Below are 18,286 nucleotides of genomic sequence, written 5' to 3' on the forward strand. Positions count from 1 at the left end.
AGCACAACCACCACCCCAACCCCGCCAACACCCACCACGCCCCGCACGCTGGGTCACGCACGCGGGTCACGCGCGTCGGGACGCCGGGTTACGCGCGCGTCGGGACACCTGTATTCGTGGACAGGCGTGGCTTGAGAGCGCACATGGTTGGACACGCGCAGCCTTGAACGCTGGCGCCCTTGGCCGCGGGGGCGCAGGGACGCCAGCACGCAGGACGCCAGCGCGCGGGGCGGGCGGGGGCGCGTGGGTAGGGGGTGCGTGGGGACGTGGGTGGGCGGGCCGTCGTTGGGGGCGGTTGTGCGTCAGGGTAGGTGGGTGGAGGAGGGGTTGAGATGGATGAGACTGAGCAGTTGGCGGGGTTCGTTTTTGAGATGGGGCTGCTGAAGCGGTACAAGCGGACGGGGTGGCTGGTCGCGGGGGTCGCGGATCCGGAGAGCATCGCCGATCATTCGTTTCGTGCCGCCGTTCTTGCGAGCGTGCTGGCGGCGCTGGAAGGCGCCGACCCGGAACGTGCCGCGTTGCTCAGCCTGTTTCATGACAGCCAGGAGACGCGCCTCACCGACCTTCCCTACTTGGCCAAGCCGTACGTCACCAAGGCGTCCAACGAGCACGTCACCGCGCACCAGATGCAGGGCCTCCCGGACGTGGTCGCCAGGCTCATCACCGGAGCGGTGGACGAGTACGAAGGCAAGGAAAGCCTCGAAGCAGTCTGCGCGCGTGACGCGGACAAGCTCGAATGCCTGATCCAGGCCATCGAGTACGGCGACCAGGGCAACCGGAACATCAAGCCGTGGATCGAGAGCTCCCTGGCCCAGCTCCGGACAGAGTCGGCCAAGCGGCTAGCCCATCAGGCCATGGAGACCGGCACGCTCGACTGGGCCTTCCGCGCCCTCAGCGACGACAGCACCGAGTCTTGACCTGACTCACGTCCGCTATCCGGAGCCGTGCTGGGATTTCAGGTGGTCGCGGAGGTCGTGGTCGAGGCGTTCGACGGTGTTGGCCATCGGTTTGACAGCCGTCAGGATCTCGTTGCGCAGACCGTCGAACTTCGCGCTCATCTCCGCGCGGAGGCCGTCGAGGCGGGCGTTGGTGCCGTCGATCTTGGCGTCCAGTTCCGCACGGGCGCCATCGATCTTGGTGTTGAGGCCGGTGCTGACGCCGTCGATCTTGGCGTCGAGCCTGGTGGCGACGCCGTCGATGCGGGCGGTGAGCTCGGAGCGGAACAGGCCCATCTGGCGGAAGATGACGCCGATGATGGCCACGGCCGACGCGATGAGCGGCCATACCTGAGCGAGATGCATGACTTGTGGTCCCTTCGTCACGGACTGTACTTGAACCGATCATCCGGGACGGCGAGAACTGATCACAAGCCGAGGCGCAAGCTGTGGATAACTCGTCGCGGGCGCATGGCGCGGGAGCGGCTGGGCGTAGCCTTCGGCCTCGCTGGGACCGAAGGCGGGCGGAGGCATCGGAAGGTTAGGCGCGGCGCGAACGTGCGTGAAGGGCGACGCGAAGGTGCGAAGAGCGGCGGGGAGGTGCGTGGAGGGCGGGGTGGGGCGCGGGCCGGTGGGAGGGCGCCGCGCCCCGGGAGGGTCAGAGGTGGCGGTCTTCGGGGCCGTCGTAGTGGTCGGGGCCCTGCATTTCGAGGGAGAGGGGCTGGACCATGTCGCTGTTGGCGGACGCGCGCCAGCCCTTCTCGCGGGTCGACTCCTCGATGGAGTGGGCGCAGAGGGAGAGGGAGCGGCAGACGATGAACATGGCCTTGAGCTGGAGCGGCTCGTAGCCCATGTCGAGGCCGACGCAGCCCATGGAGCCCGGGCCGTTGATCCAGACGCGGCGGCCGAAGACGTCCTCGGTCGCGTCCTCCATGGCGCGGGCGATGGCGACGTAGCGGCCGGAGATGCCCAGTTCGTCCGAGAGGCCGAGCAGGCGTTCGGTGCGCGGGTCGCGGATGTGCTGGGCGTGGTGGAAACCGGGCATCCGCTCGCGGCGCTCGCGCATCTCGGCGACGACCTTCGCGGCGGCCTCGGTGTCGGACAGGCCGTCGCGCTCGGCGCGCTCGGCGACGCCGCGGAACATCTCGGCCGGGCGGTCGGCCGTCCCGTGCAGGCGTCCGATGGCGGCGACGCCCGCGGCGACCGCGGCGTTCAGGTCCGCGCCGCCGGACGTGGCGAACCGGACGGTGGCCGAGGAAGGGGACATGGCGTGCTCGGCCATGTTCACCATGATCGCGTCCGTCATCCGGGCGACCTCGGGCGTCGGCAGCTCGCCGCGCAGCACCAGGTGGAAGTGGTCGGCGAAGGAGATGTTGCCCGTCAGCTCGTTGACGTCGTAACCGCGGATGACGATGCGGTCCTTGTTCTTCCACGCGATCGCGGTCTCCCACGCGAACGGCTTCTTCTCACCTTGCGAAACAGGGGAGCTCATCATCGGTTCCTTTCCGGGAAGTACACGCAGTTGGGGTCGAGGACCTCGCGCAGCAGGCGGAGCTCCTCGGGGGAAGGCGGCTGCACGGAGGCCGGGGACGGGACGGAGTCGACCTCGAAGCCCGTCTCGGCGCGCACCGCGTCCAGGGTCGCGGACGGCATGAGCGCCGTGACGGTCAGCGCGGAGTCGGCGGCCTCCATGACGCAGAGGTCGGTGATGACCTTGACGTCCAGCGGCGGCAGCCCCGCCTTCTCGCGCTCGCCCGGCCCGGACAGGAAGCCGGGCGAGGTGACGTGGTCGCAGCGTTCGGGGAAGCGGCGCCGCTCGTGGTCGGTGAGGATCACGACCTTGCGGCAGTGCGAGGCGATGTCGTTCGCGCCGCCCGAGCCGGGCAGCCGCTTGCCCGCGACCCACGTCGAGTTGATGTTGGCGTAGCGGTCGATCTGCGCGCCGCCGAGGAACCCGGTCTGCACCAGGCCGCGCTGGACGAGCCCGCCGAGCGCCTCGAACAGGGAGCCGTGCCGGGACGCGCCGTGCATCAGCCGCGGGTCGACGACCGAGACGGGCGTCGGGACGACCTTCGGGAACACCACGCCGGACTCGATGACGAGCTTGGCGTTCGGGGCGTGGGTGCGCTGCGCCAGGGTGGCGGCCAGCAGCGGCAGCCCGGTCCCGACGATCACCACGTCCCCGTCGGGGATCTGCCGCGCGCCCTCGACCGCCAGGATCTCGCGGGGAAAGGCAATCAAACGTAGCTCCTCATGGCCTCGGTCAGCTCGGCCCGGCGCGTCCCGGCCGGGTCGGTCCGGCGCAGGTAGGCGTCGAAGTCGGCAGGTTCCAGGACGTTCTCGGCGAGCCAGGACGCGTAGGTGTCGTCGCCGCGGCGGGCGAGCGCCTGGTAGGCCTTGATCTCGTCCTCGGCGAAGTCGTAGCCGCGGTAGACCGAGGTCGGGAACGCGCCGAAGGGCTGCGCAACGACGGCCGACACGTACGCGCCGGAGATCGTGACCTCCTCGGGACGGGCGTTCAGCGCGCCCTCCGGGACGACCTCCTCGACGGTCACGATGGTCGCGGACGACGCGCGCACCATGTCGACCTCGTGGCTGGTCACGCCCTCGATGACGACGTTCCCGAACGGGTCGGCGCGGTGCGCGTGTATCAGCGCGACATCCGGACGCAGCGCGCGCACCAGAACGACCGGGCCGGAACCCCACGGGTCGTCCAGTACATGGGCGATGCCCTCGGCGACCAGCGCGGCCAGGACGTCCGAGCCGAGCAGGCTGCGCGTCGGCAGGAACGGGACGCCGATCGCCCCGGCCGCGAACCGCGACGCCATCGTCAGGTGGCTGTGGTCGCGGACGTCGATCCGCCCGGCCTCGACGGCCCGCCGCCACGAGAACAGCGTCCCGTAACGTTCCAGGTTTCCCGATCCCTGCTCCGTCCGGACGACGAGCCCGGCGGCGACGAGGATGTCCAGCGGCAGCGACAGGTTGCAGCCGACGACGGTCAGCTCGCCGACGCCCTGCCGCGCGACCTCGTGGACGAGCGCCATCGGGCAGCGGTTGATGTTCTGCCCGCCCATCCCGACGACCGAACCGGGCCGGACGAACCGCTCGACCGCGGCCGCGGCGGTCATCACCTTGTCGGCGGTCAGTAGGTTATGCACGCCGACCGCCATTCGGTGTAGAAGTCCCAGACCTCGGGCGAGCACTCGGGCGGGCCGAACTGCGACAGCTTGGCGCCCATGTGCGGCAGGTGCGCGTACGCGCCGACGCCCGGCCGGTTGACATGCAGCATCCCGGCCTCGAACCGTTCGAGCGCCTCGAACGCCTTGCCCATGTCGCGGGTGAAGATCGTGCCGGACATGCCGTACCTGACGGAGTTGGAGATGCGCATCGCGTCGTCGAACCCGTCGCAGTCGATCACCGACAGCACCGGGCCGAAGATCTCCTCCTGCGCGATCTCGGAGTCCCACGGGACGTCCCGCAGCACGGTCGGCTGGACGTAGTAGCCCTCGGGCAGGCCGTCCACCGCGCGCGACCCGCCGATCGCCACGGACGCGCCGGCCCGCACCGCGCCCTCGATCGCCGAAAGGCACGCGTTCATCCGCTGCTCGTTCACGACCGGGCAGATGTCGGTGCCAGGGCGAAGCTCGGAGACGGCCGCGACGAGCCGGGCGAGGAAGTCCTCCTTGACGCGCCGGTCGACGATCACCCGGGACGTCGCGGAGCAGCGCTGCCCGGCCTGCCCGAACGCGCCGTGCACGACGGCCTTCACGGCCTTGTCGAGGTCCGCGTCGTCCAGGACGAGGACGGCGTTCTTCCCGCCGAGCTCCAGCTGCGTCCGCAGCAGCCGCCCCGCGCCCGCCTTCTGGATCGCGAGGCCGACCGGCAGCGACCCGGTGAAGCTGATCCCGGCGACGCCCGGGTTGTCCACGAGCCGCTCACCGGCCGCGATGTCGCCCTGGACGAGGTTCAGCACGCCCGGCGGGACCCCGGCGTCCGCGAACGCCTGCACGAGCAGCGCCGCCGACAGCGGGGTGAACGGCGACGGCTTCAGCACCGCCGTGCAACCCGCCAGCAACGCCGGCGCGACCTTCCACATGGGGATCGCGAGCGGGAAGTTCCACGGCGTCACCAGCCCGACCACGCCGAGCGGCACGCGGAAGGTGTAGGACAGCGTGCGCGGCTCCTCGGCGGGCGTGGTCACGCCGTTCAGGCGGCGCGCCTCCCCGGCGGTGAAATCGATGATCGCCAGCGCGCGCTTCACCTCGCCGCGCGCCTCCGGCAGGAGCTTGCCCTGCTCGCGCGAGACCGCGCGGGCGAAGTCCTCGGCGCGCTCCTCGATCAGCCGCTCGGCCGTCCGCAGGAACTCGGCGCGCCGGATCGGGCCGAGCGCCTTCCAGCCGGGCAGGGCGGCGGACGCCGCGTCCACCGCGTTGTCCACGTCCGGGCCGCCGGACTCGGCGAAGTCCCCGATCACGTCGGAGACATCGGCGGGATTCACATTGGGCCGGGTGCGCCCGCTCTCGGGCGGAACCCATTTCCCGTCGATGTAATTGCTGGTCTCATGGTGCTGCGCCATGCGGCAAGCGTCCCGGCCCGCCGCGCCGGTCACAATGGGCACTTCGCGATGGCCCTCATAGATCACGGCTATCACCCCCGCGACCTGCGAAGAAGCAACGTTAATCCTTGGCGGACGGCAGGTTAAGCCAATGTTGCGAGCGCGATGTCCGCGCAGGTCAAGCGATATCCGATCGGCCTTGCCTATAGCCCTCATAGCCATAAGCCGATGGCGCCCCCGAAACCCGGGGATTAGACATGCCCACACGGCGGGGATCCGTGCCCGCCCCTCCCCCGCGAGACGAAACGAGGCTAGACGATGAGAACTCCCCGCGCGTTCGTCGCCATGGTGGCGGCTGCCGGGCTGTTCGGCCTGGCGGGCTGCGGCGGGTCCGGCGGCTCGACCAATGGCTACGACTGGACCAAGGCCCCCGACACCGCCAAGATCGCCGAGCAGGGGAAGAGCCTGCCGACCTACGGCCTGGCTCCCGACTGGGCCAACTACGAGGGCGTCATCAAGGCGTTCTGCGCCAAGTACAGCGCCACGTGCGACCACAAGGACACCGACATGTCCTCGGCGGACGAGATCCAGAAGTTCGACGCCGAGCAGAAGAACCCGGTCGGCACCGCGAGCGACATCGGGCTGATGTGGGGCCCGGTCGCCGAGGCCAAGGGCGTCGTGCCGAAGTACGCGCCGCCGTCGGCGGGCAAGCTCAAGGACTGGCAGAAGGCCAAGGACGGCGGCTGGGTGGCGACGTTCTACGGGGTGCCGGCGTTCGTGGTGAACACCGACAAGGTGAAGAACCCGCCGATGAAGTGGGACGACCTGCTCAAGCCCGAGTACAAGGGCCAGGTCGCGATCAAGAACCCGACGTCGTCCGGGACGGGCCAGGCGATGCTCGTCGCGGCGGCCGTCGCGCACGGCGGGAGCATCGACAACCTCGCGCCCGGCTTCGACTTCTTCGCCAAGCTGAAGAAGTCCGGCAACCTGTCCGACGCGAAGATGAGCGAGGACACGCTGGAGAAGGGCGAGGCGCCCATCCAGATCAACTACGACTTCAACGGCGTCACGCAGAAGGGCGAGCTGGGCAAGAAGGGCGTGCACCTGTCGGTGCAGGTGCCGCAGGACGGCTCGATCTGGGCGCCGTCCGGGCTGATGGTCAACAAGTACAACACCGCCAAGGGCGACTTCCTCAAGGCGTTCATGGACTTCGTCCTCAGCGACACCGCGCAGGTCGAGTTCGCCAAGTCCGGCGCGCACCCGGTGCGGGCGGTGAACGGCGACCTGACCGTCCCCGCCTCGGCGAAGACCAACTGGCTGCCCGAGCAGCAGTACTCGGTGGTCAAGGAGGTCGAGTACTCCAAGATCAACCCCGAGGACATCGTGCAGCAGTGGGAAGCGAAGGTCGTGGCTTGACGACCCCCCAGGTCTCCACGCCGGTGGCCGGCGACGCCCGCGCGAGCGGCGCGTCCCGGCCTCCGGCCGCGCTCGGAGGACGCGGCCCGGCCGCGCTCGGCCGGCGGCTCCTGCGGCTGCTCGCCGGATGGCTCCCGGCGCTGCCGCTGCTGGTGTTCACCCTCGGCATGCTGGTGCTGCCCGCGCTGCGGCTCGTGCACGACACGTTCGCGCTGCGCTCCGGCGGGTTCGGGATGGACAACATCCAGAAGGTCGCCGACAACCCGGTGGACCGCGAGGCGATCGCCAACTCGCTCGAACTCGGCGCGCTCCAGGCGACCCTCGCGGCGGCGTTCGGCATGCCCGCCGCGTGGCTGATCTCGCGGATGCGCGTCGCGGGCCGCGCGACGTGGCTCGCGCTGATGAACGTCGCGTCCAACTTCGCCGGGATCGGGCTGGCGTTCGGGTTCGTCGCGCTGATCGGCACGACCGGCATGCTCACCCACCTGCTGGACGTCTCGTTCCCCGCGACCGGCTCGTTCACCGGCATGAACATCGCCTACCTGTACTTCAACATCCCGATGTTCGTGCTGCTCACGCTGCCCGCCGTGGCCGTCCTGAAGGACGACTGGTGGGAGGCCGCGCAGGTCTGCCACGCCACCCGCCGGCAGTTCTGGCGGCGCATCGGCGCGCCCGTCCTCGCGCCGTTCGCGGCGGCGGGCTGGCTGCTCATCTTCACCTGGACGATCGGGATCTACGCCGTCGCGTATGCGCTGGCGTCCGGGCCGCAGTCGGTCAAGCTGATCACCCTGCAGATCGGCGCGACGCTGGAATCGTCGGTGTTCGGGCTGGAACGCGCGGCCGTCCTGTCGGTGCTGCTCATGCTGCTCGCGATCGTGTCGACCGTCCTCTACCGCCTGGCCATCCGCCGCGCGACGAGGTGGCTGTGAGACGCCGAAGCGGCTGTGAGACGGCGAAGTGGCTGTGAGACGGCGAAGTGGCTGTGAGAGGACGAGGTGGTGAGATGAGGAGCAGGATCGGGTCGCGGGTCTTCCTCGCGCTGCTCGCGCTGTACTTCGCGTTGCCGCTGGTGGCGGCGCTGCTGTACTCGCTGGCGACCAAGTGGGGCGACACCGTCCTGCCGTCCGGGTACACGCTGCACTGGTGGGTGGACGTGTTCTCGCGTCCGGAGGTGTCGGGGGCGCTCGGCCGGTCGCTGGTGCTGACGGCGGTGACGCTCGCGATCGACGTGCTGCTGGTCGTCCCGGCGGCGTACTGGTCGGTCGTGCACAACCCGCGCATCGGGTCGGTGGTGCAGACGGTCACGGTGATCCCGTTCGCGATCCCGTGGGTGGTGATCGCGGCCGGGCTCCAGCTGATCGTCAAGGACACCGTGCCGCAGCTGTTCGGCACGTTCTGGCTGCTCGCGGCGGCCACCGCCGCGATCGCGTTCCCCTTTTTGTACTGGGCGGTGGAAAACTCGCTGCTCGCCGCGGACGCGCGGCGGCTGAGCGAGGCCGCCGCGACCTGCGGCGCGCACCCGATGGTCACGCTCGTCCGGGTGGTGCTGCCCGCGATCAGGGGCGGCATCGTGTCCGGCTCGCTGCTGGTCGCGGCGACCGCGATGAACGAGTTCGCGCTCGCGAAGGTGCTGGTCGGGACGCGGTACGAGACGCTGCCGCTGTGGTCGGCGCGGGTGTTCACCTCGCGCACCGGCAACGACCCCAACGCGCTCGCGGTCATCACGATCTTCACCTTCGGGCTGCTGTTCGCGCTGTCCGCGCTGGTGGTGTGGCTCGGCCGCGGGAAGTCCGCGTCGTCCACGCTGGCGCTCGCGCGCACCTCGTCCTCCGCTGAGAAAGGCTGAAACCCCATGTCGCACGTGGTGCTGAACGGCGTCACCAAGCGCTACGGCGCGCAGCTCGCGCTGGACGCGGTGGACGTGTCGGTCGACAAGGGCGAGATGCTCGCGCTGCTCGGACCGTCCGGCTGCGGCAAGACCACGCTGCTGCGCTGCATCGCCGGCCTGAACGACGCCGACGCCGGGACGATCTCCATCGGCGGCGCGGACGTCACCCGGATGCCCGCGCGCAAGCGGCCGATCGGGATGGTGTTCCAGTCGTACGCGCTGTTCCCGAACCTGTCGGCGGCGAAGAACGTCGCGTTCCCGCTGACCGTCCGGCGGCGCGAGCGCAAGGAGACCGCGGCGCGCGTCGAGGAGCTGCTCGCGCTGGTCGGGCTGGAGGAGCACGGGCACAAGCTGCCGAACCAGCTGTCCGGCGGGCAGCAGCAGCGCGTCGCGCTGGCCCGCGCGCTCGCCCCCGACCCCGAGGTGCTGCTGCTGGACGAGCCGCTGTCGGCGCTGGACGCGCAGGTCCGCACCCGGCTGCGGGACGAGGTCCGGCGGATCCAGCACCAGGTCGGGATCACCACCGTGTTCGTCACGCACGACCAGTCCGAGGCCCTCGCCATCTCCGACCGCGTCGCGGTGATGAACGCGGGCCGGATCGAGCAGTGCGCCACCCCGCCCGAGGTGTACGCGGCGCCGTCCACCCGGTTCGCGGCCGGTTTCGTCGGTAACCGCAACACCTTGGAGCTGCCCGTCGCGGACGGGCGGGTCGCGTGGGGCGGCGCGTTCGACGTCGAGGCGCCTTCGGGCGAGCGGGCGCTGTGCCTGTTCCGCCCGGAGGACGTCGAGATCGGCGCGGACGGCCCGGGCCTCGCCGCGACCGTCGACGTCAAGGTGTTCCTCGGCGCGGTGACCAGGGTCTATGCGACCTGCGACGGCACAACGGTGTTCGCTGACGTCCCGTCCCGCTCGGCCGCCGGCCTGGAGGACGGGCAGAAGGTGTTCGTCCGCGTGGCGCCCGAACACGTCCAGGTCTTCGCCGCCTGAGCCACCACCTCCCTTCGACTGAGTCAGCCGACTGACTCCGATCTTCGCTTTCTGAGTCAGTCGGCTGAATGCGGCCCGTGAGTTTCGGGCGGGTCCGTCGGGGTTCCAGGGGGCTTGTCATAACGGGCAGTAGTTTCGGGGGCGGCGGGGCGGTTAGGTTCGGCCCTATGCGCCGAAACGTGCTGATCGTCCTCGCCGCCCTGCTCGTCCTCGTCACGGGGCTCGCGGGATGCGACGACGGGAAGGGGAAGGGCGGCGCCGGATCGTCCGGCAAGCCGGGCGGCAAGGCGAGCACGGCCGTGCCGCAGGACGTGGACGGCATCCCCACCGCGTCCGGCACGCACAAGCAGAAGCTGGACGTCGGGACGCCCGGCCACCGCGAGTTCCTGCTGCACGTCCCGCCGGGCCTGGCCGACCGCAAGTGGAAGGACGGACGGCCCGACAAGCCGCTGCCGCTGGTGATCGCCCTGCACGGCGGGCTGGCGAACATGTCCCAGATGGAGTCGCTGACCGGCTTCGACAAGGTCGCGGACGACAAGGGGTTCCTGGTCGCCTACCCGGACGGCTTCCTGACCACCTGGAACGCGGGCGACTGCTGCGGCGCGGCGAAGTTCGGCAAGATCGACGACGTCGGGTTCCTGACGAAGCTGATCAACCGCCTGAACTCGGCCGGGCTGACCGACCCGAAGCGGGTATACGTGACCGGTTTCTCCAACGGCGCGGGCATGGCGTACAAGATGGGCTGCGACGCGGCGGACAAGGTCGCGGCGATCGGGGTCGTCGAGGGGGCGCTGGTGACCAAGTGCGACCCGTCCCGTCCGGTGTCGACGATGATCTTCCACGGGACGGCCGACCGCAACGTCCCGTTCGACGGCGGCGGACGGCGCGACATCAACGACGACCGCCCGTATCCTGCTGTCTCGTTCGCGCTGAACTTCTGGCGCGATCACGACGACCTCCCCCCGCCGAAGGCGACGACGCTGGCCGCGCAGAGCGGGAACGTCCAGTGCTCGTCCAGCGGGAAGGGCGGGGTGTCGCTCGCGCTGTGCAAGGTGATCGGCGGCGGGCACGCCTGGCCTCGCGGCGCGGCCCCGATGCTCTGGGAGTTCTTCGCCGCGCACGGCCGTTCGTGACCGTTCGCGAAACGCCTCCAGGAGCGATCGTGAACAACGGCGGTCGGATGATCATGAATTACATGAAGCAGTTTCATATATGACCGTTTTGTGGCAGTGTGGGGCCATGAACCTCCGGGACCGCTACGACTCCGCCACGGCCGGGCTGGACGCCCCGTTCGCGATCGTCGACCTGCCCGCGCTGCGCGCCAACGCCGCGGACCTGGTCCGCCGCGCGGCCGGCAAGCCGATCCGGGTGGCGAGCAAGTCCGTGCGGTGCCGGGCGATCCTGGCCGAGGTCCTCGCCATGGACGGGTTCGCCGGGATCATGGCGTTCACCCTCCCCGAGGCGCTGTGGCTCGCCTGCGAGGGGGTCAGCGACGACATCCTGGTCGCCTACCCGACCGCCGACCGGTCCGCGCTGCGCGAGCTGGCCGCCGACGAGCACGCCGCCTCGGTGATCACGCTCATGGTCGACTCCGTCGACCACCTCGACCTGGTCGAGCGGCACAGCGCCGGACGCCAGATCCGCGTCTGCATCGACGTCGACGCGTCCTACCGGGTGCTGAACGGGATGCTGCAGATCGGCCCGCGCCGGTCCCCGCTGCACTCCCCCGAGCAGGTCCGCGACTTCGCCGAGACCGTGCTGAAGCGGCCCGGCCTGCGGCTGGTCGGCCTGATGGCCTACGAGGGGCAGATCGCCGGCGTCGGCGACGCGGTCCCCGGGCAGGCCGCCAAGTCCCGGGTGATCAGGGCGATGCAGAAGCGGTCCCGGCTGGAGCTGGCGCGGCGGCGCGCGGCGATCGTCCGGGCCGTCCGCGACCTGACCGACCTGGAGTTCGTCAACGGCGGCGGGACGGGCAGCGTCGAGGCCACCGTCCGGGAGAAGGCCGTCACCGAGGTCGCCGCCGGATCCGGGCTCTACCAGCCGCACCTGTTCGACTACTACTCCAACTTCAGCGGACGGCCCGCCGCGCTGTTCGCGCTGCCCGTCGTCCGCCGTCCCGGACCCGGCGTCGTCACCTGCCTCGGCGGCGGGTACCTCGCGTCCGGCACCGCCGACAGCCTGCGGCTCCCCCGCCCGCACCTGCCGACCGGGCTGTCCTACAACTCGCTGGAAGGCGCGGGCGAGGTCCAGACCCCGCTGCACGGCGACGCCGCCGACCTGCTGTCGATCGGCGACCGCGTCTGGTTCCGGCACACCAAGGCCGGCGAGCTGTGCGAGCGCTTCGCCGAACTGCACCTCATCGAGGACGACCGGATCACCGCGACCGTCCCCACCTACCGCGGCGAGGGCAAGACCTTCCTCTGAGTCCCGGACTTCTGGCGCCCGAGTCCGGATTTCTGGCTCTGGGACGTCTTCACTCCCCGTGACCATGGGATTCTTGTAACGCGAGACACACGGCGGGAGGGAGCTTTACCGGTTAAGTTGGCCGGTATGAGCCACGCTCCGGTGATCAGCGTGCGCGGCGAGGCGGTGCTCGAAGCACCGCCGGAGATCGCCCGCCTGTCCGTCCACGTGCGGGTGCAGGAGGGCGACCGCAGGACGGCGCTCGACACGCTCACCGCCAACAACCGGCGCTGCCTCGACCTGCTCGCGTCCTACGGGGACGCCGTGGAGCGGATCGAGACCGGCGACGTCTACATCACCCCGCTCGTGAAGTACCGGCGGCGCGAGGGCGACATCCGCGCCTACCAGGGGACGGTCTGGACGAAGGCCACCGTCACCGACTTCACCGTCCTCGGCGAGCTGGTCACCCGGCTCGCCGACTTGGAACGCACCAGCGTGGACGGCCCGCACTGGGCGCTGCGGCACGACTCCCCCGTGCACGCCCGCGCCGCCGAGCAGGCCGCGCACGCCGCCGTGGACCGCGCCCGCCGCTACGCCGCCGCCCTCGGCGCGTCCCTCACCGACCTGATCGAGCTCGCCGACGAGGGCCTGACCGGACGCGACGACTCGTCCTGGATGCACAGCGAAGTAGCGCGCGGCGCCTACGCCGGCGCGGCGGCCGCCGGTTCCGCCGAACCCGACGCCCTGGACCTGTCCCCGCAGACCCAGACCGTCACCGCCGCCGTCGTCGCCCGCTTCCACTCCACCGCCCCGGACCTCGCATGACCGCCCCCGCCAAGACGTCCGGCAAGACCGGCGAAACGGCCGACAAGGCGTCCGGCACGACCGGCGAAACGGCCGACAAGGCGTCCGACACGGCGTCTGGCACGGCGTCCGGCGGGACGTCCGCCGGGACGGCCGGCAAGGCGTCCTCCGGGGCGGGCGCGCCGGAGCACACGCCGGCGGACCCCTGCGGCGAGCGCGGACCGGGGGTCGGCACCGGGGGCGGCGGCCTGGACGTGTTCCTGACCGGCCAGGTGTTCATGGACATGATCTTCACCGGGCTGCCCGGGCTGCCGCCGCCCGGGACCGAGCTGGTCACCGACGGCCTCGGCTCCGCGCCCGGCGGCATCGCGAACATCGCCGTCGCGATGAGCCGCCTCGGCCTGCGCACCGGCCTCGCCGCCGCGTTCGGCGACGACATGTTCGGCGCGTACCTGTGGCGGACGCTCGCCGAGCAGGAGTCGGTCGACCTGTCGTCCTCGCTGCGCGTCCCCGGGTGGCCCACCCCGGTCACCGTGTCGCTCGCCTACGACGCCGACCGCAGCATGGTCACCTACACGCGCCCGCTCGACGTGCCCGCCGACTCGCTCGTCGCCGAGCCGCCCACCGCCCGCACCTGCTTCGTCGACATCGACCGCCCGGTGCCGGACTGGGCCCTGGCCGCCCGCGCGAACGGCTCGCTGGTCTTCGCCGACCTCGGCTGGGACCCCACCGAGACCTGGGCCGGCCACGTCCTGGACCGCCTGGACGACGTGGACGTCTTCCTCCCCAACGCCGTCGAGGCCATGGCCTACACCCGCACCGCCACCCCCGAGGCCGCCCTGGACGTCCTCGCCGGGCGCGTCGGGACGGTCGTGGTGAAGCTCGGCTCGCGGGGCGCGATCGCCGCGTCCGGCTCCGAGCGCGCCGCCGCGTCCGCGCTGCCCGTCGAGGCGCTCGACCCGACCGGCGCCGGCGACGTGTTCGCCGCCGGTTTCGTCTTCGCCACGCTGAAGGGCTGGCCGCTGCAGCAGCGGCTCCAGTTCGCCAACCTGGTCGCCGGGCTGTCGGTCCGGCACCACTCCGGCTCGCTCGGCGCGCCCTGCTGGGGCGAGATCGCCGCGTTCGGCGAGTCCGGCGAGGTCCCCGCCGAGGACCTGGAGCAGTACGCCTTCGTCGTCCCGCACATCCCCGAGGCCGAGATCGGGCGCGGCCCCGACTCGGTGACCCGAGCCGAACCCACGCTGAGGTGAGCACCGTGAAGACCCACACCGAGGTGAGCACCGTGAAGACCCACGCCGAGGCGGCCGCCGGGGCGGCCCTGTGAAGATCGCGATCATCGGGGCCGGCAGCGGCTACATGCCCGGCGTCATCCGCGGCCTGCTGCACCGCGCCGACTCCCTCGCCGGGACCGAGCTGGCCTTCCACGACACGAACGCCGCCCACCTCGACGTCATGACCCGCCTCGCGCGCAACATGTTCGCCGCGCGCGGCGCGTCCTTCACCGTCACCCCGCACACCGACCTCAAGCCCGCCGTGGACGGCGCGTCCTACGTCTTCACGACCTTCCGCCCCGGCGGGATGGCCGCCCGCCACCTGGACGAGTCGATCCCGCTCGCGCACGGCGTCGTCGGGCAGGAGACCGCCGGTCCCGGCGGCTTCCTCATGGCCTGCCGCTCCGTCCCCGTCCTGCTGGAGATCGCCGCCGCCGTCGACCCCGGCGCGTGGATCGTCAACTACACCAACCCGACCAACATCGTCACCGACGCCGTCACCCGGCACACCGGCGCGAACATCATCGGCCTCTGCGACCAGCACGTCGGCGACACCGAGATGTGGGCCGACCTGCTCGGCCTGCCCTTCGACCGGCTCGAAGCCGACTGGATCGGCCTCAACCACGCCACCTGGGCCGAACGCGTCCGCCTGGACGGCGTCGAGATCGACCTCGCCGCGCGGCTCGACGCGCTGGAGATCCCCGGCGGCGGCGCGACACCGTGGCGCGACCCGTCCCGGATGGCCGAGCTCGGCAAAGCCCTCGGCTTCCTGCCGAACTCCTACTCCAAGTACTACTTCTTCCACGACGACGTCGTGAAGGAGCTCCGCGCCAAGGGGACGACGCGCGCGCAGGACATCACGGCGATGCTCCCCGACTACTACGCCCAGGTCACCGCAGAAGCCGACAAACCAGACCCCGACCCGTCCCGCGAGCGCGGCGGAGGCGAGCACGGCGAGTTCGCCGTCGAGGTCATCTGCGCCCTGCACCTGGACGAGCACCGCCGCGAGATCGTCAACGTCCCGAACCGCGGCGCGATCTCCTCGCTCCCGGACGACGCGATCGTCGAGGTCCCCGCCCTCGTCGGACGCTCCGGACCCGTCCCGCTCACCATGGGCGCCCTGCCCGCGCCCGTCCGCGGCCTCACCCAGGCGATCCACGCCTACGAGCGCCTCGCCGCCGACGCCGCCGTCACCGGCTCCCGCCGCCTCGCCCTCCAGGCCCTCATGGCGCACCCGTTCGTCCGCAGCAAGCACACCGCCGAGAAGATCCTCGACGAGGGCCTGGCCGCCCACGCGGCCGACCTCCCCCAGTTCTGAGAACGCGAAAGGCGCCGGCCCCCATGGGACCGGCGCCTCCTTGCGAACGCGTCAGCGGCGGCGCTTCGACCGCCGCCGCATCACCCCTAGGACGGTCAGCCCGACCACCACACCCACCCCGGCCATCACGATCTTCGGATTGACCGGACCGGGCTCGCCGTCCTCGTCGGGCAGCCGGATCGCCGCGTCCACCGCGCGCCGGACCTGCCCGACCTCCTCCTTCAGCCGCTCCGCACCCCGCTGCGCCACGTTCTTCGGGTTGACCCGGTCCGCGAGCTCGTCGATCGTGCGCGCGAGCTCCTGCCTTGACCGCTCGATCTCCCGCTGCAAAGCCTGCGGGTCGCTGGACCTGTCAGCCATGCCCTAGTCCTATCGTGTCCGACGCCGAAGTCGCATGATCCGAACAGTCTTGCAGGTCCACACCGGAAACGCCCGCGCCGCCCCAGCCGGTAGGTTGGAGCCCAGCGTCCCGAACGAAAGGCGGAACAGGTGTCCGAGCGGTTGCAGCCAGGCGATGACGCCCCGGTCTTCGAGCTTCCCGACGCCGACGGCAAGCCGGTGTCGCTGGAGTCCCTGCGCGGGCGGCGGGTCGTCCTCTACTTCTACCCGGCCGCGATGACCCCCGGCTGCACCAAGGAGTCGGTCGACTTCCAGGGCAGCCTCGCCGACCTGGAGGCCGCCGGCGCCACCGTCGTCGGCATCAGCCCCGACAAGCCCGCCAAGCTCGCCAAGTTCCGCGAGAAGGAGGGCCTCACCTTCCCCCTCCTCTCCGACCCCGACGCCGAGGTCCTCAAGGCCTACGGCGCCTTCGGCGAGAAGAAGCTCTACGGCAAGACCGTCGTCGGCGTCATCCGCTCCACCTTCGTCATCACCCCCGAAGGCAAGATCGAGAGCGCCTACTACAACGTGAAGGCCACCGGCCACGTAGACCGCCTCCGCCGCGAACTCGCCCTGTGACTTTGTCGTAGTCCACCGTTACCTTGACCTCCATCCGACCGGAGGAGGTCAAGGACATGGTGGTCAGTCGCCCGTACAAATACTCACCAGAACTGCTCGCAGAGGCCGCCGCATCGTCGACCAGCGTGGCGGGTGTGCTCCGCCATCTCGGCATCGCGCCCACCGGTGGCTCACACGCCCACATCAGCAGGCAACTGAAGCGGTTCGAGATCGACACGTCGCATTTTCGGGGGCGGGCTCACAACAAGGGGCAGCGCTGGATCCGTAAGTCGCCCGAAGACATCCTGACGTCAGACAAGGGCTCCGGACGCCGGACGGCCCCACACATGCTCCGCCGTGCCCTGGTCGAAAGTGGCGTCCTCTACCAATGCACCAAGTGCAGGACGTCCGACTGGCAGGGCCGTCCGCTGATCCTGCACGTGGATCACATCAACGGCGACTACCTCGACAACCGCAGGGAGAACCTGCGGTTCCTGTGCCCGAACTGCCACTCTCAGACCGACACCTACGCTGGTAGGCTCAAGAACCGCAAAACGCCGGGGCCGTAGCCCAAAGGCAGGAGGCACCAGTCTTAGGAACTGGACAGTGCGAGTTCGAGTCTCGCCGGCCCCACGGCCCAGCGAGGAGGGGGCGGCCCGGTGGCCGTCCCCTTCGGCGTTCACAGTTTGAAAACGGGGGCTCGGCTTCTGGGGCGGGCGCGCCTAGGCTGAGGGGGAGAGCCGCCCGTGGGAGAGCGTGTGGGCGGAGGCGGCCGACACTGACCGGGTGGGGCACCGTGAGCCAAGCTTTCAGCCATCGCGTGCTTCCGTACGACCGCGCGGACGACCTGCTGGACGGCGCGCTGCCGTTCCTGCGGGAGGGCATCGAGGGCGGGGACCGGGTGCTCGCGGTCACCACGCTGGCGATGCACATGCTGCTGCGCGACAAGCTCGGCGCGGACGCGGCGGGCGTGGAGTTCTTCGAGTCGGACAAGTGGTACGCGCATCCGGCGCGGTACCTGGCCGACACGCTGGCGCTGGCCGAGACGGCCGCGTGGCAGAAGCGGCGGCTGCGGGTGCTCGGCGAGCCGGCGTGGGCGCGCCGCGGGGAACTGGAGCTGCTGGAGTGGCAGCGGGTCGAGGCGATCACGAACGCGGCGTTCGCGGAGACCGGGGCGGCGCTGCTGTGCGCGTACTCGCGGTCGCTGCCGGCCGGGGTGGTCGCGGCGTCGCGGCAGACGCATCCGGAGACGATGCGCGGGCAGGTGGCGCTGTCGAACCCGGGGTACCAGGAGCCGTGGACGTACAACGCGCGGCTCGACTCGGGGCCGCTGCCCCCGCCGCCGGACGATTCGCTCGACCTGGACATCCAGGTCGCGGATCTGTACTGGATCCGCGCGTACGTGACCGACTTCGCGCGCCGGACGCCGCTGCCCGAGGACGATCTGCAGCGGTTGCTGGTCGCGGTGACCGAGGTGGTGACGAACGCCTTGCGGCACGGGCAGCCGCCGATCACCCTGCGGCTGTGGCTGGAGCCGGGTGAGCTGGTGTGCGAGGTGACCGACCACGGGCACTGGACGGACCGGACGGGCTTCGGGCTGATCCCGCCGAAACCGGCGGGCGGCGCGGGCCGGTTCGGGTTGTGGGCGGTGCGGCTGCTCTGCTCGATCGTCCAGATCAGGACGGGCAGGGACGGGACGACGGTGCGGCTGCGGCTGCAGATCCCGGCCGTGCCCGTGCCGCTGCCCGTCAACTCTGCGTGAGGGACCTTATG

Annotated in this window: 19 protein-coding genes and 1 tRNA gene; 14 read left to right on the plus strand and 6 right to left on the minus strand. The window is 70.9% G+C overall.

Going from position 1 to position 18,286, the window contains the following annotated elements; translation table 11 throughout:
• Positions 1 to 332 precede the first annotated feature (332 nt).
• Positions 333 to 917 carry an HD domain-containing protein gene (locus FHU30_RS01140; protein WP_253870314.1) on the plus strand — a complete coding sequence of 195 codons (585 nt, stop codon included), beginning with the start codon at positions 333 to 335 and terminating at the stop codon, positions 915 to 917.
• Between the two features lie 15 nt (positions 918 to 932).
• Here the strand turns inward: FHU30_RS01140 and FHU30_RS01145 are convergent, their stop codons facing one another.
• The 5 genes from FHU30_RS01145 to FHU30_RS01165 all read right to left on the minus strand — a co-directional run bounded on the left by FHU30_RS01145 (position 933) and on the right by FHU30_RS01165 (position 5,511).
• A complete protein-coding gene (locus tag FHU30_RS01145; protein WP_253870315.1) occupies positions 933 to 1,301 on the minus strand; it encodes a hypothetical protein in 369 nt (122 codons plus the stop codon).
• Positions 1,302 to 1,593: 292 nt separating this feature from the next.
• Positions 1,594 to 2,427, minus strand: coding sequence for a citrate/2-methylcitrate synthase (locus FHU30_RS01150; protein WP_253870317.1), 834 nt, complete (start codon positions 2,425 to 2,427; stop codon positions 1,594 to 1,596).
• On the minus strand, positions 2,427 to 3,176 hold the full coding sequence (locus FHU30_RS01155; protein WP_253870320.1) for a CoA-transferase subunit beta: 750 nt from the start codon (positions 3,174 to 3,176) through the stop codon (positions 2,427 to 2,429). Before FHU30_RS01155 ends, FHU30_RS01150 begins: the two co-directional genes overlap by 1 nt.
• Positions 3,173 to 4,093 carry a CoA transferase subunit A gene (locus FHU30_RS01160; RefSeq protein WP_253870323.1) on the minus strand — a complete coding sequence of 307 codons (921 nt, stop codon included), beginning with the start codon at positions 4,091 to 4,093 and terminating at the stop codon, positions 3,173 to 3,175. Before FHU30_RS01160 ends, FHU30_RS01155 begins: the two co-directional genes overlap by 4 nt.
• On the minus strand, positions 4,078 to 5,511 hold the full coding sequence (locus tag FHU30_RS01165) for an aldehyde dehydrogenase family protein (protein WP_253870327.1): 1,434 nt from the start codon (positions 5,509 to 5,511) through the stop codon (positions 4,078 to 4,080). Before FHU30_RS01165 ends, FHU30_RS01160 begins: the two co-directional genes overlap by 16 nt.
• Before the next feature lie 297 nt (positions 5,512 to 5,808).
• On the opposite strand from FHU30_RS01165, the gene FHU30_RS01170 reads away from it, so the two are divergent.
• The 9 genes from FHU30_RS01170 (at position 5,809) to FHU30_RS46830 (ending at position 15,577) form a co-directional block, all read left to right on the plus strand.
• Positions 5,809 to 6,906: an ABC transporter substrate-binding protein gene (locus FHU30_RS01170; protein ID WP_253870330.1), complete on the plus strand. Its 1,098-nt coding sequence runs from the start codon at positions 5,809 to 5,811 to the stop codon at positions 6,904 to 6,906.
• Complete coding sequence (locus FHU30_RS01175) at positions 6,903 to 7,835, plus strand: ABC transporter permease (RefSeq protein WP_253870332.1); 933 nt, start codon at positions 6,903 to 6,905, stop codon at positions 7,833 to 7,835. Before FHU30_RS01170 ends, FHU30_RS01175 begins: the two co-directional genes overlap by 4 nt.
• Before the next feature lie 74 nt (positions 7,836 to 7,909).
• On the plus strand, positions 7,910 to 8,752 hold the full coding sequence (locus tag FHU30_RS01180; protein WP_253870334.1) for an ABC transporter permease: 843 nt from the start codon (positions 7,910 to 7,912) through the stop codon (positions 8,750 to 8,752).
• Positions 8,753 to 8,758: 6 nt separating this feature from the next.
• Complete coding sequence (locus FHU30_RS01185; RefSeq protein WP_253870337.1) at positions 8,759 to 9,781, plus strand: ABC transporter ATP-binding protein; 1,023 nt, start codon at positions 8,759 to 8,761, stop codon at positions 9,779 to 9,781.
• A 167-nt stretch (positions 9,782 to 9,948) separates the two neighbouring features.
• Entirely contained in the window at positions 9,949 to 10,914 is a 966-nt protein-coding gene (locus FHU30_RS01190; RefSeq protein ID WP_253870340.1) for a CE1 family esterase, read from the plus strand.
• 106 nt (positions 10,915 to 11,020) lie between these two features.
• Positions 11,021 to 12,205, plus strand: coding sequence for an amino acid deaminase/aldolase (locus FHU30_RS01195; protein WP_253870343.1), 1,185 nt, complete (start codon positions 11,021 to 11,023; stop codon positions 12,203 to 12,205).
• 126 nt (positions 12,206 to 12,331) lie between these two features.
• Positions 12,332 to 13,009: an SIMPL domain-containing protein gene (locus FHU30_RS01200; protein ID WP_253870346.1), complete on the plus strand. Its 678-nt coding sequence runs from the start codon at positions 12,332 to 12,334 to the stop codon at positions 13,007 to 13,009.
• Positions 13,006 to 14,238 carry a carbohydrate kinase family protein gene (locus FHU30_RS01205; RefSeq protein ID WP_253870349.1) on the plus strand — a complete coding sequence of 411 codons (1,233 nt, stop codon included), beginning with the start codon at positions 13,006 to 13,008 and terminating at the stop codon, positions 14,236 to 14,238. The genes FHU30_RS01200 and FHU30_RS01205 overlap by 4 nt, the downstream gene beginning before the upstream one ends.
• Positions 14,239 to 14,308: 70 nt before the next feature.
• Positions 14,309 to 15,577 carry a family 4 glycosyl hydrolase gene (locus FHU30_RS46830; RefSeq protein WP_253870351.1) on the plus strand — a complete coding sequence of 423 codons (1,269 nt, stop codon included), beginning with the start codon at positions 14,309 to 14,311 and terminating at the stop codon, positions 15,575 to 15,577.
• 51 nt (positions 15,578 to 15,628) lie between these two features.
• Here FHU30_RS46830 and FHU30_RS01215 read toward each other — a convergent pair whose 3' ends face one another.
• Positions 15,629 to 15,937: a DUF3618 domain-containing protein gene (locus FHU30_RS01215; RefSeq protein WP_253870353.1), complete on the minus strand. Its 309-nt coding sequence runs from the start codon at positions 15,935 to 15,937 to the stop codon at positions 15,629 to 15,631.
• A gap of 129 nt (positions 15,938 to 16,066) precedes the next feature.
• Between FHU30_RS01215 and bcp the strand changes: the two genes are divergently transcribed.
• The 4 genes from bcp to FHU30_RS01235 all read left to right on the plus strand — a co-directional run bounded on the left by bcp (position 16,067) and on the right by FHU30_RS01235 (position 18,275).
• Positions 16,067 to 16,534 (plus strand): thioredoxin-dependent thiol peroxidase, encoded by a 468-nt coding sequence (bcp, locus tag FHU30_RS01220; RefSeq protein WP_253870355.1) that lies wholly within the window; start codon positions 16,067 to 16,069, stop codon positions 16,532 to 16,534.
• 56 nt (positions 16,535 to 16,590) lie between these two features.
• Positions 16,591 to 17,082: an HNH endonuclease signature motif containing protein gene (locus tag FHU30_RS01225; RefSeq protein ID WP_253870357.1), complete on the plus strand. Its 492-nt coding sequence runs from the start codon at positions 16,591 to 16,593 to the stop codon at positions 17,080 to 17,082.
• Positions 17,073 to 17,146, plus strand: a tRNA-Leu gene (locus FHU30_RS01230). Before FHU30_RS01225 ends, FHU30_RS01230 begins: the two co-directional genes overlap by 10 nt.
• A 163-nt stretch (positions 17,147 to 17,309) precedes the next feature.
• Positions 17,310 to 18,275: an anti-sigma factor RsbA family regulatory protein gene (locus tag FHU30_RS01235; RefSeq protein WP_253870359.1), complete on the plus strand. Its 966-nt coding sequence runs from the start codon at positions 17,310 to 17,312 to the stop codon at positions 18,273 to 18,275.
• Positions 18,276 to 18,286 lie beyond the last annotated feature (11 nt).

This window comes from Actinomadura rupiterrae, assembly GCF_024172125.1.
In the GTDB taxonomy this organism is placed as follows: domain Bacteria; phylum Actinomycetota; class Actinomycetes; order Streptosporangiales; family Streptosporangiaceae; genus Spirillospora; species Spirillospora rupiterrae.